At 57.4% G+C, this 15,187-nt stretch carries 14 protein-coding genes; 7 read left to right on the top strand and 7 right to left on the bottom strand.

Going from position 1 to position 15,187, the window contains the following annotated elements; genetic code table 11:
- Positions 1 to 61: 61 nt before the first annotated feature.
- Positions 62 to 871, bottom strand: coding sequence for a class I SAM-dependent methyltransferase (locus NLK58_RS08265; RefSeq protein ID WP_117620320.1), 810 nt, complete (start codon positions 869 to 871; stop codon positions 62 to 64).
- Between the two features lie 71 nt (positions 872 to 942).
- On the opposite strand from NLK58_RS08265, the gene NLK58_RS08260 reads away from it, so the two are divergent.
- Positions 943 to 1,983, top strand: coding sequence for an AraC family transcriptional regulator (locus NLK58_RS08260; protein WP_162893694.1), 1,041 nt, complete (start codon positions 943 to 945; stop codon positions 1,981 to 1,983).
- On the opposite strand, the gene NLK58_RS08255 is transcribed toward NLK58_RS08260, so the two are convergent.
- Together NLK58_RS08255 and NLK58_RS08250 are read right to left on the bottom strand one after the other, a co-directional pair.
- Positions 1,980 to 3,950: a hypothetical protein gene (locus NLK58_RS08255; RefSeq protein WP_227539479.1), complete on the bottom strand. Its 1,971-nt coding sequence runs from the start codon at positions 3,948 to 3,950 to the stop codon at positions 1,980 to 1,982. The two genes, NLK58_RS08260 and NLK58_RS08255, sit on opposite strands and share 4 nt — an antisense overlap.
- Positions 3,919 to 5,829: a 3-oxoacyl-[acyl-carrier-protein] synthase III C-terminal domain-containing protein gene (locus tag NLK58_RS08250; RefSeq protein ID WP_117618066.1), complete on the bottom strand. Its 1,911-nt coding sequence runs from the start codon at positions 5,827 to 5,829 to the stop codon at positions 3,919 to 3,921. The genes NLK58_RS08255 and NLK58_RS08250 overlap by 32 nt, the downstream gene beginning before the upstream one ends.
- Before the next feature lie 234 nt (positions 5,830 to 6,063).
- Here NLK58_RS08250 and NLK58_RS08245 point away from each other — a divergent pair, with 234 nt between their 5' ends.
- The 3 genes from NLK58_RS08245 (at position 6,064) to NLK58_RS08235 (ending at position 8,939) form a co-directional block, all read left to right on the top strand.
- The gene (locus tag NLK58_RS08245) at positions 6,064 to 7,755 is read left to right on the top strand and encodes a methyl-accepting chemotaxis protein (RefSeq protein ID WP_117618065.1); all 1,692 of its coding nucleotides are present in this window, start codon (positions 6,064 to 6,066) and stop codon (positions 7,753 to 7,755) included.
- A gap of 122 nt (positions 7,756 to 7,877) precedes the next feature.
- The gene (locus NLK58_RS08240) at positions 7,878 to 8,450 is read left to right on the top strand and encodes an antitoxin Xre/MbcA/ParS toxin-binding domain-containing protein (RefSeq protein WP_205422287.1); all 573 of its coding nucleotides are present in this window, start codon (positions 7,878 to 7,880) and stop codon (positions 8,448 to 8,450) included.
- Complete coding sequence (locus NLK58_RS08235) at positions 8,451 to 8,939, top strand: RES family NAD+ phosphorylase (protein WP_341582491.1); 489 nt, start codon at positions 8,451 to 8,453, stop codon at positions 8,937 to 8,939.
- A 411-nt stretch (positions 8,940 to 9,350) separates the two neighbouring features.
- Here the strand turns inward: NLK58_RS08235 and NLK58_RS08230 are convergent, their stop codons facing one another.
- From NLK58_RS08230 to NLK58_RS08215, 4 genes are all read right to left on the bottom strand, one after another.
- Complete coding sequence (locus NLK58_RS08230; RefSeq protein WP_341582490.1) at positions 9,351 to 10,019, bottom strand: glutathione S-transferase; 669 nt, start codon at positions 10,017 to 10,019, stop codon at positions 9,351 to 9,353.
- A gap of 16 nt (positions 10,020 to 10,035) precedes the next feature.
- Positions 10,036 to 10,998: a DUF6635 family protein gene (locus tag NLK58_RS08225; RefSeq protein ID WP_341582489.1), complete on the bottom strand. Its 963-nt coding sequence runs from the start codon at positions 10,996 to 10,998 to the stop codon at positions 10,036 to 10,038.
- Between the two features lie 90 nt (positions 10,999 to 11,088).
- The gene (locus NLK58_RS08220; RefSeq protein ID WP_117618061.1) at positions 11,089 to 12,069 is read right to left on the bottom strand and encodes a ribonuclease Z; all 981 of its coding nucleotides are present in this window, start codon (positions 12,067 to 12,069) and stop codon (positions 11,089 to 11,091) included.
- 112 nt (positions 12,070 to 12,181) lie between these two features.
- On the bottom strand, positions 12,182 to 13,102 hold the full coding sequence (locus NLK58_RS08215; RefSeq protein WP_341582488.1) for a patatin-like phospholipase family protein: 921 nt from the start codon (positions 13,100 to 13,102) through the stop codon (positions 12,182 to 12,184).
- Between the two features lie 195 nt (positions 13,103 to 13,297).
- Here NLK58_RS08215 and NLK58_RS08210 point away from each other — a divergent pair, with 195 nt between their 5' ends.
- The 3 genes from NLK58_RS08210 to NLK58_RS08200 all read left to right on the top strand — a co-directional run bounded on the left by NLK58_RS08210 (position 13,298) and on the right by NLK58_RS08200 (position 15,097).
- Positions 13,298 to 13,753, top strand: coding sequence for a GatB/YqeY domain-containing protein (locus NLK58_RS08210; protein WP_117618059.1), 456 nt, complete (start codon positions 13,298 to 13,300; stop codon positions 13,751 to 13,753).
- Between the two features lie 151 nt (positions 13,754 to 13,904).
- Positions 13,905 to 14,147: a hypothetical protein gene (locus tag NLK58_RS08205; RefSeq protein WP_117618058.1), complete on the top strand. Its 243-nt coding sequence runs from the start codon at positions 13,905 to 13,907 to the stop codon at positions 14,145 to 14,147.
- Between the two features lie 311 nt (positions 14,148 to 14,458).
- Entirely contained in the window at positions 14,459 to 15,097 is a 639-nt protein-coding gene (locus NLK58_RS08200) for an SDR family oxidoreductase (RefSeq protein WP_117618057.1), read from the top strand.
- Positions 15,098 to 15,187 lie beyond the last annotated feature (90 nt).

Below are 15,187 nucleotides of genomic sequence, written 5' to 3'. Positions count from 1 at the left end.
ACTCCTGCAAATGCTGTAGCTCAGCCCCCGCCAGATGCAGTGACCCTGATATCGACAACCTTCACTCTTTTTTTTTCTGCGCCTGAATGGTTAAGGCTGGCATGGTGAATTCAACGGTCCCGTTATCGGTCAGAAAGTCCTTGAACGCCATGTCAGCTTCGCGCACCAGTTGCGTAAACTGCGCATCATCCAGAATCCCACCCAGGGTGAACACACAGGCGCGTTCGGTTGCGATCATGTTGCCGATAGTATCGAATCTCACGGTACCCAGTTGTTGTTTGATTCTCACGTCAGGGATGCCCGCTTCCTGCACAAGTTCGCGCAGGTGGCCCGCGTCACCGGCACTGAACGGCGCCCTGAAAGACTCCGCGACATCGGGGCCAAACAGGCTGTTCAGCACTTCAGCAAGCACCGCGTAACCCGGCGAACGGTGGATGCCATCGCAGACGGCAACCAGAAGGGTTCCGCCCGGTTTGAGCACGCGCCACATTTCCGCCAGCCCTTTTACACGGGAGTCAAAAAACATCAGGGCAAACTGGCTCAGAACCGCGTCATAACTGGCGTCAGCCAACGGAAGGTTTTCGGCCGGTGCCTGGAGCCATTTGATGTTTGGGCGCAGTTGCCGGGCCATATCCAGCATGTCGGGGTTGATATCCGCACCGGTGACGCATTCATCACCGACCATATCGGCGGCAGCCGAGGCCAGCACACCGGTACCGCAGCCCACATCGAGTATGGCTGTGCCACTGCGCAGGTTGGCTTGGACCGCAAGTCGCGGGCCCCACTGACCAAATAATGCGGGTACAAATTGTTGGTGATAGATTAAAGCAGGGCTTGGGGGTTTAGTTTCCACTTTGCTGAGTGAGGACATGGCAGCCTCCTTTTCCATCGTCGGGTCTCAATGGTGATCCGGTTCCCTTACGTCATATGCTAGGGACTACCATGAAAAGGAACCATAACCTGTCGTCCGATTCACTTGCCCAAACGTCCGGGACGGCAGGGGGCGTGGATGCACTCATCTCCAATGTGCTTGAGAACATCCGTCTGCAGGGAGCGGTGTTTTTTGCCTGGCGGCCCAGTTGGCCTTTCGCCACTGGCGTGCCGAATGAACGTCATTTCCGGGATCTGATTTTGCCGGCGTCTGATCAGGTGATCTCCTATCATGTTGTTATAGAGGGCCCCTGCTGGGCGACCGTGGAAGGCGAACCGCCCGTCAGGCTGGAAGGTGGCGACATTATCCTGTTCCCGCACGGCGACGCTTACGCCATTTCGAATCAACCTCGGGGGCCGTCTGACGAGGATATCGAGCCCGCCCAGCAATTTTTCGCGTTGATGGCGGCCGGTGAGCTGCCCCTGATCATCGAAAATGGCGGTGGCGGCCCTGGACAGAACCGACTGGTGTGCGGTTTTCTGGGGTGTGATCGTTATCCGTGGAACCCGCTGCTTGAAGGGTTGCCCCGTTACATCCTGCTTTCCCGCTCGGCGCTGGAGGGCCCTGTCAACGACCTGATTGATATTGTGCTCCGGGAGTGCGGCCATTCATGGGCCGGCAGCCGTTTCGTGATGCGGCGGCTGGGGGAATTGCTGTTCATTGAAGTCATCAGACAGTATCTGCAACACCAGGGTCTGACGAACAACCCCTGGATGCGGGGGCTTGCCGACCCGCTTATCGCAAAATGCCTTTCGTTGCTCCACAGTCGCATCGCGGAGACCTGGACTCTTGAAAAATTGGCCGCCGAGCTGAATTGTTCCCGATCCATTTTGGCTGAACGGTTCAGTAGGGTGATTGGGGTGCCACCCATGAAGTACCTGAGCCAATGGCGATTACAGGTGGCGGCGCGACTGCTGAGGGACCGGCCGGATAAAATCCTGTCGATCGCCTTAAGTGTTGGCTACGAGTCGGAGATGTCGTTCAGTCGCGCCTTCAAGCGTTCTATGGGCGTAAGCCCAAGCGTCTTCCGGCGGTCGGTCCAGGTTGGCTAGCGCCCCGCGGCCCAACTGCCCTGGGCCAGTTCCATGGCCCGATTGACTTCATCGGTTGGGATATCGCCCGGCTCACCCTTTTCGAGCGGGTCATAGTGAAATACATACAGCCGGGAGGCGAACTCGGCCACCGGCAATGAGGCTTCTCCGTAAAGCTCGCCGTGGCCCTGGGTTGAGGTGACAATCCCCTGGCCCCAGTTTTGCCCGCTGTCGTTATTGGGGTTAAAAAAGTAGACGCGCATAACCTCGTCTGAGTCCAGCGCAAGCCGCTGGATAGTGATGGCGTGCCAGCCAAGAAAGCGCGTGGCGCTGTCGGTCACCGCAATACCGGCCGGTTGCGGGTTGATGACCGGAATGTTGCCATTGTAGAAAGGATGGTAGGCCGCATAAAAATCCCGGATAAACCCTTCGAAGTCTTTAAGGCCACCGGTGAAAACGTCTACGGCAATGCGAAATCCGTGGCCAACATGATCGCCGTGGAATTCGGCGTTGACCCATTTGTGTGGATCTTCTCCACGCCCGACACTGCGTCGACCCATTTCAAAATAGATGCGATCCAGGTGCGGCACAGTCAGCAGTGATACCGCATCCACATCCACCGGCGGCTCGGTCGCCAGTCCGGCGCCGAGCTCCCGTGAAGAAATGCTGTTGCCTTCAAAGCGCATCACCACTTCGTCGTCGCGCGCCGCCCAGGCAAGGATTCGAAGCAGTTCTGCCGGCATGTTGTAGGCCCACATGGACAGGGCGCGCGATGACTGGCAGGTGGGATAGTTGCCCTGTCCGATTCCCAGCGGGAGCCCGAGCACGTTGAGCACGTCGGCGAGCAAGAAGCACTCGGGGGAGCGGCTGCTGCCAAAGACGGCCACAATTTTCTCGGCGGAAGCGTCGCAGAGTGACAGGCGTATCTGGCGCCACAGGGAAGGCGCTACCGGAGGTGCGTAGAGAATACCCCGCTCGAGCATCATGGCCAGGCCATAGGCACACTGGCCGGTCTCGGGAAACAGGGCCTCGTCAATCAGGGTATGAATCAGCGCGGGGTAGCAGTGAAACGCGTCGGCACCGGTGTAGCTCAGCCCCAAAGCCGTTGGAATCAGGGCGTTCCAGCGGCCACGCAGGTAGCGTATGAACACCGGCATGTAGGCCGACACCAGGCCGGTACTGTGCATGGCTCGGGCAAAGGCGATGGCCTCTTGCAGGAGGGCGGCGTCGTCCATTTCCGCCAGTCGTTCAGCGTAGACATCGAGGCCGGGATCTTCACGGCAACCCTCGGTGGGACTGAACACGGCGTTGATCAGTTGCAGCGCGTCGTCGCCAACTTCGCCACCCAGTGCGTCCGGTTTCTGCAGGCAGGCCGCAATCTGGGTCACCATCTGTTTGACACCAGCCACCTGGACCGGGCGTTGCTCGAGAATCCGCCAGACTTCGGCCACCAGATGTTCCAGAAGGTTCTCGTAGCCCAGGTACCGGAGCAGGTAGTGATACAGATTCTGAACGGCGTAGCCGAGCCCATCTGGCCGCAGCCGATCGCTCTCCTGGAGATCACTGACCACCAGATCGAGATTCATCGCCAATACCTGGACGAGAAAGTGATGGGCGTGTTCCGCCGAGATAGAAGGGTGTATGTAGTCGCCCTTGGCCACCGCCAGAAGGCGAATCTGGCTCAGGCTTTCGACCAGGGTCGCGACCGGCTCGCCATGGCGCACCGTACGCACGGCCAGGGAGGGCACCAGCGTCTGGGGATAGTCCCAGTCGCTACCCCCAAAGAACCCGGCCGCCTCAATGGCCGGCACGCGTTCGTAAAGCGCTTCCAGACCTTCGGGGCTGAACATCAGGGGCTGTGCCGCCTCGATCACCTTGAATACCGGCGAGACGCCCTCAATGGCATTGAGTTCAGCAAGGCGGTTGATGGCCGCGTCAATTCGCTGAAATGAAAATTTATGTATGGAACGCCTCCTTGATATCTTCAATCGAGGAATGCGCCTTCGTCGACGATGGGCTCATGGCGAGGGTGGTGGTCACCTCTGGCGCAACCATCGCCGGGTCCAGCGACAGGATCACGTAGCCACCGACGGCTCCGGCGCCGAAGCCCGGAGTGAAAACCATCGATCGTTTGCTGATCGCCCCGTCGAAGACGGCATCGGCCAGCGCGATCGGGATGCTCGCCGCTGAGGCGTTGCCGACCTCGGCGATGTTGAAGTAAATGTCCTTGGCGTCGATCCCCTGGGGCTCGGCAAGCTCGATGATCATTGTCTTGTTGGCCTGATGGGGCACGATTATGTCGATCTCAAGCCCGAGCTCGGAAAGCTCGCCCATCATCTGGTTCAGGTAGCGCTTGACCAACGCCTTGACCTCGGGGCCATAGACCGTGATGTCGTTGTCGAAATCGTGATTCGGCCAGATGATTGAGTTGACCTGACTGGCGGGTCCGCTCGCATAGGTCTGGACCACATGAATGTCACGTTCACCGTCGGACGGCGCGATCACCACGGCGGCGGCCCCGTCGCCAAAGATCATCCGCGACGGTCGGGCATTGCCGATCTTGTCCGAGAACTTTTCGGCCATGACCAGCAGGACCGGACGTTCAATCTCCCGCAGCAAGCGGACCGCCTCGGCGACGCCATACGGGAACCCGGCGCACGCAGCGACGATGTCGGCCGAGCAATGGGTCTGCATGATGCCCAACTGGCCTGAGAGCCAGGTGGCGGTCGACGGAATCAGTCGGTTCGAGGTACAGGAGCAGAACAGCACTGCACCGATCTCCTCGGACCTGCGACCGGCATGCGTCATCGCTGCCCGCGCGGCCTCAAGGGCGATATTCTCCAGTGGCTCGGCGGTATAACGGCGCCGTTCGATGCCGGTTTTGTCGGCGATTTCCTCCGCGCTCATGGGCGACCATGAGGATGGGGAGTTCCGGACCACATCCTCGTTTGAGCAGACGACCTCACCCTTGCGGATTGCCAGCGCCTCGATCTTCGGTTGGATTGGTGCATCGTCGCCGATCACCACCGGCGGATAGGGTCGCACGGGCTCGACGGAAGGATCTGGCGTCGGCGCTTGCTTCGCGCCGGTGATACCACTCTTTTCGTGGTTGATGAAGTCGAGCACGTGGCGGTTCTTCGGATAATACAGCACGACGATGTCGTCATCCTGCATCTCGGCCAATGGCTTCAGCCTGGCCTGGCTCCGGTCCCAGGGGTGCTGGTTGTGCAGCACCATCGCCCAGCGCCGGAGCGCCTCGAGTTCGGCCTGCTCGTCTGAGACATCAAGGATGTCGTCGATGCTGTAGCGCGGGTGGTCGGGATTATAGTTGCCGAGGGTGGTTGTCTTAGCGCCGGCAGTGGCGAGCGCCTCGGCAATCGTGGCCTTGATTGGCGGCAGTGACGCTGCGAGATGGAGCTTGTTTGAGAAGCCGTCAAAGAGCATGTCGAACAGCTCGTCTTCAGCCGTTTCGTTCCACTTCGCCGGAAGCTGCCCGTAGGCTTCGCGGACACTTGCGGACTTGGCTTCCCGCCCCTCCCAGGGGTGCAGCAAAGACACGAAGACATCGTCGCGGGTCCGCGGGACATCGCGCCAGCGCATCGGCTGCTTGTCGTACATCACCAGCGCGTAACGGTTCGCCCAGAAAAGGTGCAGGCCGATGTCGCGCAACAGGTCATAGCGCGTCGCATAGCCTCCCGCAGCCGCCCGTTCGGCGATTTCAGTGCCGGTCGGAGCCTTCACTTCGAAGTCGCGCCGAATGATCGCCTTCAACTGGTTGAGATCGGTGATGATCGAGAAGTCGAGCTCGGTAAAGATACTTGAGGGAAACACCAGCTTTCCATGTTTGTTCAGTCGAAACGGTTTCATGAATGCTCCTTGCAGATTCTGCCTGCGTCTCTGCCGGCCCCGGGAATCAGACTTTGCTCCGGTAATTCGCCAGTTTCTCGGTGGTGTGTACTAGGCAGTATAGCTGCTATTGGCCCTGTGCCTTCTTTTGGCCTCGCAGGCTAATGGGTGTCCCGGTTTTGGTCTTTTAAGTTCTGTTGAGCCCTGCCGATAACCCAAAAACGGTTCCTACTCTTACAGAGGACGCAAATAAAAATGAATGCAGTCGCTTCGGAAAGTCGTCCACGGCAGCCTTTGGTATTCCGTGTCAGCAGTGTATTGGTTCTGGTCCTGTTCGCCCTGGTTGTGATGATGCCGGGATTTGCCATGGCCGGGTTTGGGTTGGCTGCCGTGATAACCGGGTTGGCCTGGTGGTTGGGCCGTGACCGGGTGGCCAGCGCTGAAACGCCGACTGAACCCGATGCGGGCCAGAGTCACGGGGTGCTGGATATATCAAGGGACCAACCGGTCGGCTCCGGCCAGGCAGGGCGGATTGCCAGAGAACATAATGAACTGTTGGCCAGCATGCGGGGCGCCCTGTCGGATCTGCGCCATCATGCGGTGCAGGTGGCGGTGCAGTCGGCCAGGCTGCGCAAGCTCACCGGCGAGGCGCAGCAGAGCGCCAGCAAGCAGGAACAAGTCTCCGAGCTGATTGCCCAGTCCAGTGGTGAGGGTGCCACGGCACTGGAGGACATTACCCAGCGTACCGGGTCGGTCTCGGAGCTCAATTCCCGTAATCTCGACGGGGTGCGCGAGTCCAATCAGGCGTTGTCCCAGGTGGCCGAACGAATTCGGCAGGTCAACGACCAACTGCTGACCTTCCGCGAGACCGTGGCCGGGCTCAGCGAAAGCGCTGGCAAAATCGGCAAGATTCTAGAGATGGTGCAGGGGTTCTCGGACCAGACCAACCTGTTGGCGCTGAATGCCGCCATCGAGGCGGCACGGGCGGGGGAGGCCGGTCGCGGTTTCGCCGTGGTGGCGGATGAAGTCCGCCAACTGGCCCAGAAAATTGCGTCGGCGACCGGCGACGTGCATCAGATCATCAGCGACATGGATGCCCGGGTCGGTCACACCGAGAAGGACACCGAGCAGCTGCTTGAACAAACCGATCAGGCCCGGGAAGAGGTGACCTCGACCGCTTCCCAGTTCGACGACATGTTGCAGTACATTGAGCAGGCGCACGAGGAGCTTCTGTCCATCACCTCTTCCGTGGAGGAAGTTAGTATTACCAACCGTCAGGTGCACGAGCACGGCAACGAGATCCATCACCTTGGCGGCGAACTGGCGAAGGAGATTGCCGAATCGGACGCCTACTCCGAGCAGCTTCGCAAAGCCACCGAGGCCTCCATGGCGCTGCTGGCCCGCTACCGGATCGGCCGGGGCGCCTTCGAGGAAATTCTGGAGCAGCGCCAGGCGCTGGCTGCCGAATTCGAGCAAAGGCTCACTGAGCTGGCCCGGCAGGGTGTGGACATTTTTGACCGCCGCTATGAACCGGTTCCGAATACCTCGCCACAAAAATACCGGACCCGGTTCGTCGATCGCTTTAAACAAGCGTTCCAGGACCTGACAGACCGCAGTAAAGAGCGCCTTGATGGCACGGTCTACAGCCTGTTGGTGGACGTCAATGGCTACATTCCCGTTCATCATAGAGCCACGTCGCAGCCGATCACCGGCGACCCTGAAAAAGACCTTCTCTACAGCCGTGATCAGCGGCTCTACAACAGCAATGAGACTGAAAAACGAAGGGCCAGCCACACAGAGCGGTTCCTTCTACAAACCTATATCCGGGATACGGGGGAAATTCTCAACGACCTATCGATCCCCGTGCATGTAGATGGCAAGCATTGGGGTGCGGTGATCATGGGCTTTAATCCGGATCTTCTGCTGGCTGGTAACGACAGGAGTTGACGAAAACCGTGAAAACCGGGGCAGATTTCCCCCGGTTCACCAAGGTACGAGAATAATCATTTTGATGCTTTTTATTCGTCAAAATGATGCTAGTATGAGGGCGTCAAAGTGAGGTGATTGAGATGATTACGGCTAAAGGCGCATCTGTTGAAAAGCCCAAAAAGCGGGTAGCCTTGAAAGCAGGAAAAACCCATAAAATCAAAAGTATTGAGCTTCGCTACGATCCTGAGCTGGAGAAGTATGAGCTCAAAGGTGGGGCAAACCGGGTAAAGAAACTATCTGCCAGGAAGGGGATGGTTTTTGGAGTGGTTCCCCCTGAGATTTTCGAAAATCGCCAGAACTTTATTGAGGTAGCCAGGGCGGGAATTCCCGGCGCTTGGGTTAAAGGCTTGATAGATGCGACAGGTCTCAGGGACACCTTTGTCACTATCCTCGGTGTCACCTCCTCGAACCTCAGCAGGATCTACAAAAGAAAGGCCTTGAACAGAGAAGATTCTGAGGAGGTCCTGGATACGGTTCGACTGCTGCGGCAAGCAGCCCAGGTTTGGGAATCAGAAGATGCAGCAATGCAGTGGCTGAAGTCTGAAGTGCCTGCTCTGGGCGGAGTTAGGCCGATCAGTCTTTTCGACACATTTGAGGGCAGGCGCTGGGTGTCCCAGGTTCTCCGCAAAATCGAGTACGGGGACTTCAGCTGAATGCGGCTTTTTCGAATCGCGCCGGAAAAATTTCTTGAAAACTACACGGGGCTCGGTGGGTCTTTTGAAGACGGTGCGAGATGGAACCTTCCTCAGACACCAGTGATGTACTTTGGGCTGACGGCTTCGGTTGCCATGCTTGAGATGACCAATTACACCGCCAGCCCGAGAAAGGTTCCACCATCCTACAGACTTGGCTTGTATGAATTGGATGACGATGCAGCAATCAGCGAGCTGATTGAGAGCGATCTCCCTGAGGACTGGTCTGCATTTCCTTATCCAGAATCCACCCAGGAAATCGGCAATCAGTGGCTCCAGTCTCTTGAGGGGGTTGGGCTGATTGTGCCGAGCTGCGCCGTATCAGGCGGGCTAGAGCACATTATGGTCGTGAATCCACGACACCAAGACATCAAGAAGCTAAGGTTCAAGCATAGTTTCAAGGATATTTTTAACCCTCGGGCTTTTTCGGGTGTCTACTTGGAAGAATGACAAAGCCGGGCTATGGGAGGCTGGCTAATGGGGGTCCCGGTTTCCTGAGTGTGTAAAAATTATTCTCCAAATCCGAAAAAGTGTAAAAAAAGTACGATTGGTGTAAAAAGGCTTCAATTGGGTAAAAAGCTTGGCTGTAGAGGCGGAGACACGGAAGCGCATGCAATACGCAGGTTACGCGCATCTCGTAAACCACTACGGTATCACGGCCATCAAGCAGGCCTACGTTCCATTGTTCAGTCCAAAGCACTACATCACTGGCGGGGCCGAGAAGAATCCCCATTGGCGCGTGAGCTTCAACGGATTGGGTTCGCTGGATTACTGCATCATGGTTCGACGCACCAACGCGTTTCAGTCACTCAGGTTCAACTCCATGTCCCCGGACCAGGGATCGCCTGCCTGGCGGTCTACTCACGCAAAATCGTATTCTCCGCCCTTCTCAAGCGCCCTCTGGTAAGCAGGCCTGGCGTGCACTCGCGCCACCCAGGCGGTGATATGAGGCCGGTTCTTGCCGACGATACCCCGTGCTACTGAGGCTTCCAGCGGGAAGCTCATCTGAATATCCGCCGCGCTGAGGTTGTCGCCGAGAAACCAGGTGTTTTTCGCCAGGTGGGATTCGACAAAATCCAGGTGGGTCTTGATCATCGGGCCGATGAAAATTTCATTGGTTTTGTCGGAAATGCCTTTTGCTACGGGCTTGATAAAAAACGGCATCGGGCTGGTTTTTACCTTTTCAAACACCAGGCGCATCACCAGCGGGGGCATCAACGAGCCTTCGGCGTAGTGCAGCCAGTAAGTGTAATCCAGCCATGCCTGGCCGCCGGCCTTCGGCAACAGGGTGTCTTTGTCATGGGTGTGGGCAAGGTATTCGATAATGGCGCCGGATTCCGCCACCACCAGATTGCCGTCGGTGATCACCGGTGATTTCCCCAGCGGATGTACCTTTTTGAGGCTTGCCGGCGCCAGCATGGTTTTGGGATCACGCTCGTAACGCTGGATCTCGTAGGGCACGCCCAGCTCTTCCAGCATCCAGAGAACGCGTTGTGAGCGGGAATTGTTGAGGTGATGAACTGTAATCATGCAGACACTCCGTTCGTTAGATTAAACCCGACTTGATCATGTCAAACGTGTCCAGAATCCGCGCCACAAACTGGTCTTTCGGGCGAAAGCTGCTTTGGGTGCTGAGTGTGACGTCCCTCTGCAGGTGGTCCAGTAGCTTGTGCAGGCGCCGGCGATGCAAACCGACAGCCGCCTGAACGGGATCAAAAATAACACCGGACAAGGCCGCAAACGCCGCCAATAAGGCCATGACAGCGACCATAACGCTGGCTGTTGTCGCCAGCGAAGGCTCCGGTGGAAATACGCTGTAGTACCACCCGCCGATGGTTTCACCCAGAATAAAGTCCCTGGCGGCCAGGGTCTTTGCGAGCATGGATGCGAGCACCACCCCAAGCCCGATACCACCCGGGGTAAACTTCTGGAAGGCAAACGCGCCCAGCACCGTGCAGGTAATACTGTTGGTGATATCGGCCGATGCCGTGCGGGTTACCCGGTAATGACTGAGAGTGTCCGCCACCAGCGGCTCAATCAGCTTGTTGAACTGCTGGTGATCGACCGGCTCGCAGGTGTGGCGCTCATAGACCGCTTCCAGCGCCTCAATCAGATAGCTCTCCAGCAGCGGGCCCTCCTGACCATTGTTCAACAGGTCCACCAGGATCAGGTGCGAGATATGCTGTTGTACCCGAGTGGTAAAACCGGCGGGTACACGATTTGCCAAACCGTGCAGCCACATCAGGCCTGCTCGTTTGGGAACCAGAATTTTTACCAGGCATGCCAGGGCGTACACCGGCGCCCACAGAAGATTAACGGGCGCCCGCAACATGTCCCATCCGAGCGCCATCCGGTTGGTTGCGATGGCACCGGGGTAATGGAAATGGCGGTCAATAAACGCCGGTACCCGCGCCCGGCAGTCGTCAAAGTAGCGCTCGATACCGGAGCGGATTGCCTGCTCTATCTCAATTTCGGAGATGTTCTGCTCGGGCGATGTGACAATGGGCATAGTGACAGGCGTATCTGCAGGCAAGTGAGTGTCTGGCACATTACACCGCAATTGAGAAAACTGGGACAGATGATTTTCAGGACGTTCACTTTAAAAAGGGTTTTCTGTGCTCAGACAAATCAGTGACATATCCTTCTCCAGCCGGTAAGTGTCGAAATCCCGGGCCAGAAATAGCTGGCCCCGGTAGTGTTGCATGGCTTCGGTTGCCAAGTGGTTGATGTTGGGCGTGCCGCCCGGCGTGGACTGGTAGCGGGAGCTGAAATGGGTGAGTATCAGATTGGGCAACTGGGCCTGTTGGGCAAACCGGGCCACCTGTTCGGCGGAGCTGTGTTGTGGCCAGGGGCCAACCCGGTCGGCCACGTCCTGGGTGTAGGTAGCCTCGTGAATCAACACATGGCTGCCTTTGCAGGCGTCGGTCAGCAGGGCAGGGTTGTCATTGTCACCGGCGACGATCAGGCGGCGGGCAACGCGGGGAATCTGCGTGTAGTCGTCACTTCTTAGCAGGCGGCCATCTTCCTGTGTTACGTCATTGCCTTTCTGCAACTCGCCCCAGTTGGGCCCGGGTTCGACACCGTCCTGCTTCAGCTTGCCCTGCAACAGTTGTCGCTCCAGATTTCGCTCCGTAAACACGTAGGCACGGCAGGGTACCCGATGGGACAGCGCTACGTTCGTCACCTCGAAATAGTCATCCTGCCAGCAGAAGTCCGACGCTTCGGAATCGGTGAAGTTCAGGGCATAGCTGAGACTGGAATCGCTGTTTTCGAGCGTCGCGTTGATGAAACGTTGAGTCTGAACGGGGGCGATGATGTCCAGCGGTTCTGTGCGGCCCAGCATGGAGGCACTGGTGAGCAGCCCCGGCAGGCCGAAGGTGTGGTCACCGTGGATATGGGTGATGAAGATCGCCCGCAATTGCATCACCGAGTAGTGAGCGCGTAGCAGCTGGTGCTGGGTGCCTTCGCCACAGTCCACCAGGTACCAGGGTTTGTAGCCGGAGTGCGACAGGGCCAGGGCGGTTACGTTGCGTGACCGTGTCGGTGTGCCGGCAGATGTGCCCAGAAAGGTGAATTCCATCGTTCCTCGTTTCGCGATCAGAGTTGCCAAATCAAGGGTTGCCAGGTCAAAGGTGCCAGATCAAGAGTGCCAGGGAAATGGGAGTGGGAACATGGTAGAGCCCTTTGGCCGCTCAAGATCCTGGGGTTCGGGTATCCGGTTCGCTTCGATTACGGACGCCAAAGGCGTGCCGTTTAAGGTCTTTGATAATCTCGGGCATCTTGAAGGGCAGCAATGTCCTGACCGTTTTTAAAAGGCTGATAGCGACGTTCATCCGCTTGTACCAGAGCACCCGGCGAATCTTTTTCTTCATGGGGTGGTAGCCTTCCAGGTATAGCTCGTCCACACATTTGGCGTTGTTGGTGAGGCTGTAGCGGCTTAAATCCAGCGGCACCACTATGTCTGCGTTCTTCAACTGCTTGCGGGTATTAAAATCGATACCAATGTTGATGGCGTTGCTGATCACATCAAACGTATCTTCCGGCTTCGGGTACCGGCTGACATGGCTCAGATCAATGGCCACGGTAATCCCTGCGCCCATTTTCGCCAACGGTGAAATCGGGACATTTTCAACCAGCCCTCCGTCGACCAGAATTCGGCCATCCACCTCCACCGGCACAAACAGGCCGGGCACCGCCATGGATGCACAGACGGCGTCCGCCAGGTTTCCTTCCCTGAAGATCAACTGCTCGCCGGTTTCGATATCCGTTGCGCAAATGGCCAGGGGAATGTTGGCATCTTCGATCCGGACATCCCCCAGATCCCGGTGGATCATCTCCCGAATGGTGTTGGTACTGAACAGGCCACCACGCTCAAGGGTGAAGTTGATAATCTTCGACAGGTTCAGCGTTGAACAAATCGACAGTATGGACTCTGCCGGGCGGCCGAAGGCGTAATAGCTGGCGATTAGCGCCCCCGCACTGGTACCCGAAATACAGTGAATCTTGATTTGCTCTTCTTCGAAGGCTTTCAAAACGCCAATGTGGGCAATGCCCTTGGCAGCACCGCCCCCCAGAGCCAGACCGATACGGGTATTAAAGGGGTTGGGTTTCATTCATGAGCGCCTGTTAAGGTTTCAGAGGGGAAGTTTCGGATTGATTCTAACAGAATTAACAGGGCGTCGAGCCGGAGGAAACCTATGGGGCTCCTTCATTGTCCACGATTGAACCTTTTCCGATTTTTCGTTAAATCTACCCTTTCGCTTTATGCGAAGTCCGTCCCCCTTAACCCATAGAACAGGAGCTCGACAATGGCGGAACCAACACTCAAGGAACAACTGAACAGCGCCGTGAAAGACGCCATGCGGAACAAGGACAAAACCCGGCTTGTCACCCTGCGTATGGCTCAGGCCGCGGTTAAGCAGATCGAGATTGATGAACGCCGAGATTTGAGTGACGAGGACGTTCTGAAGGTGCTGGACAAAATGCTCAAGCAGCGCCGCGACGCTGCCAGCCAATACGATGCCGCCGGTCGCGAGGAGCTGGGCGATAAGGAACGTGCGGAAATGGTGATTATCGAGGAATTCATGCCCGCCGCCCTGAATGAGGATGACCTGGACGGCCTGATCCGACTGGCCATCAGCTCAACTGATGCTCAGGGTATGCAGGACATGGGACGTGTCATGAACAACCTGCGCCCCCAGGTGCTCGGCCGGGTCGACATGGGCCATCTGAGCAAGAAGGTGCGGGCCGCGCTGGCGGGCTAAGATCCAGCGCTGCCGCTCATTCGCCCGGGTCCGGTCGATTCCATTTACTGGCGGAAAATCTGTCCCGGATTTCGGAACTAAACCGCCCGAAGTTGGTCAAATCATAACCAGACTAGCAACGCTATCTGGGTGCGCCAAAGGAGGAAGTCTCATGCGCTATCTCGCTGCACTATTAATCACTGTATTCCTAGCTGGCACTGCGCTGGCCAGCCAGTGCCCGTCTCTGGTTAGCCAGATTGATCAACAACTGCAGTCAGCTCAACTCGATAGTAAGACTGAAGCCAGTATCAAAGCGCTCCGTGATCAGGGCCAATCACTGCACAGCCAGGGGAAGCATGCCGAGTCGGTTAAGGTACTTAAAAAAGCGATAAAAAAACTTGACGCTATGTCGTAGCAATCAAGCGCCTGGCAGTGGCAAATCCTGCCGCCGCCAGGTCCCTGATTATGAATGGCAGGCTAATGTACCCGCCCGGTCTACCGGGGATCTTCAAGGGCAAGCACGCCGCGCTCAAGGTCCAGGGTATCACTGGGTTCGGCCGCCTTCCGCGACCAGCGCCCGGATTTATCCAAAAGCTCCCTCCAGTCGTGTGTCGCGCATTCCCGTAACATTCCCGTAAACTGTCTCTCCGGTGCCCTGAATTGTAAGTGCAGCGCACTCGGCATATAAAAGATATGCACGCCAATCAGCTAATCAGGAGATCCGCCATGCATGTGTTCATTGCAGGAGCTAACGGGCAAATCGGGCAACATCTGTTACGGGAATTGGCCGACAGGGATCATGAGGCACGTGCCTTGATCCGGCACCCGGATCAGGGCCCGGAATTGCAGCAGTTGGGTGCTACGGAAACCGTGCTGGGCGATCTGGAGCAAGACTGTAGCGAAGCCATGAGAGGCTGCGATGCGGTCATTTTTACCGCTGGCTCAGGCCCGCATACCGGGCCGGATAAAACCATTGATGTGGATCAGGACGGTGCTATCCGGCTGGTGGATACAGCCAGGGCCATGGGTATAAAGCGTTTTATCATGGTGAGCAGTATGCGAGCTGAGGAGCCGGAAAAGGGGCCGGAAAAACTCCGTCATTACCTTCAGGCCAAACACAACGCCGATGAGCACCTGAAAAACAGCGGCCTGAATTACACCATTGTTCGTCCGGGTCGGCTGACCGATGATGACGGGACGGGCAAGGTTTCGGTGAGTGCGAGACTGGACGATTTCGGTACGATTCCACGGCAGGATGTTGCCCGCGTCCTGCTGGCGGTGCTGGATTTGGACACTGCCACCAATCGCGTCTTTGATGTGGTGTCCGGTGACACGCCAGTGCCTGAGGCACTGGCAAAACTGTAACCTCCATCAGGCTCTGCTGTTAAGACTGAAAAGTGCGGGCCTGGTTTGCAGCTAGTGTCCCGTCTGGCTAATTCGCAGTACATTAGCGAA

This window comes from Marinobacter metalliresistant, assembly GCF_038098645.1.
GTDB classification, from domain to species: domain Bacteria; phylum Pseudomonadota; class Gammaproteobacteria; order Pseudomonadales; family Oleiphilaceae; genus Marinobacter; species Marinobacter metalliresistant.
This window is presented reverse-complemented; position numbering and strand designations above follow the sequence as displayed.

Excerpts from the sequence above, each read along its gene's own strand:
- NLK58_RS08240 (WP_205422287.1), top strand. The coding sequence starts at position 7,878 with ATGATTACGGCTAAAGGCGCATCTGTTGAAAAGCCCAAAAAGCGGGTA.
- NLK58_RS08265 (WP_117620320.1), bottom strand. The coding sequence starts at position 871 with ATGTCCTCACTCAGCAAAGTGGAAACTAAACCCCCAAGCCCTGCTTTA.
- NLK58_RS08210 (WP_117618059.1), top strand. The coding sequence starts at position 13,298 with ATGGCGGAACCAACACTCAAGGAACAACTGAACAGCGCCGTGAAAGAC.
- NLK58_RS08205 (WP_117618058.1), top strand. The coding sequence starts at position 13,905 with ATGCGCTATCTCGCTGCACTATTAATCACTGTATTCCTAGCTGGCACT.
- NLK58_RS08230 (WP_341582490.1), bottom strand. The coding sequence starts at position 10,019 with ATGATTACAGTTCATCACCTCAACAATTCCCGCTCACAACGCGTTCTC.
- NLK58_RS08220 (WP_117618061.1), bottom strand. The coding sequence starts at position 12,069 with ATGGAATTCACCTTTCTGGGCACATCTGCCGGCACACCGACACGGTCA.
- NLK58_RS08225 (WP_341582489.1), bottom strand. The coding sequence starts at position 10,998 with ATGCCCATTGTCACATCGCCCGAGCAGAACATCTCCGAAATTGAGATA.
- NLK58_RS08200 (WP_117618057.1), top strand. The coding sequence starts at position 14,459 with ATGCATGTGTTCATTGCAGGAGCTAACGGGCAAATCGGGCAACATCTG.
- NLK58_RS08250 (WP_117618066.1), bottom strand. The coding sequence starts at position 5,829 with ATGAAACCGTTTCGACTGAACAAACATGGAAAGCTGGTGTTTCCCTCA.
- NLK58_RS08235 (WP_341582491.1), top strand. The coding sequence starts at position 8,451 with ATGCGGCTTTTTCGAATCGCGCCGGAAAAATTTCTTGAAAACTACACG.
- NLK58_RS08215 (WP_341582488.1), bottom strand. The coding sequence starts at position 13,102 with ATGAAACCCAACCCCTTTAATACCCGTATCGGTCTGGCTCTGGGGGGC.
- NLK58_RS08260 (WP_162893694.1), top strand. The coding sequence starts at position 943 with ATGAAAAGGAACCATAACCTGTCGTCCGATTCACTTGCCCAAACGTCC.
- NLK58_RS08245 (WP_117618065.1), top strand. The coding sequence starts at position 6,064 with ATGAATGCAGTCGCTTCGGAAAGTCGTCCACGGCAGCCTTTGGTATTC.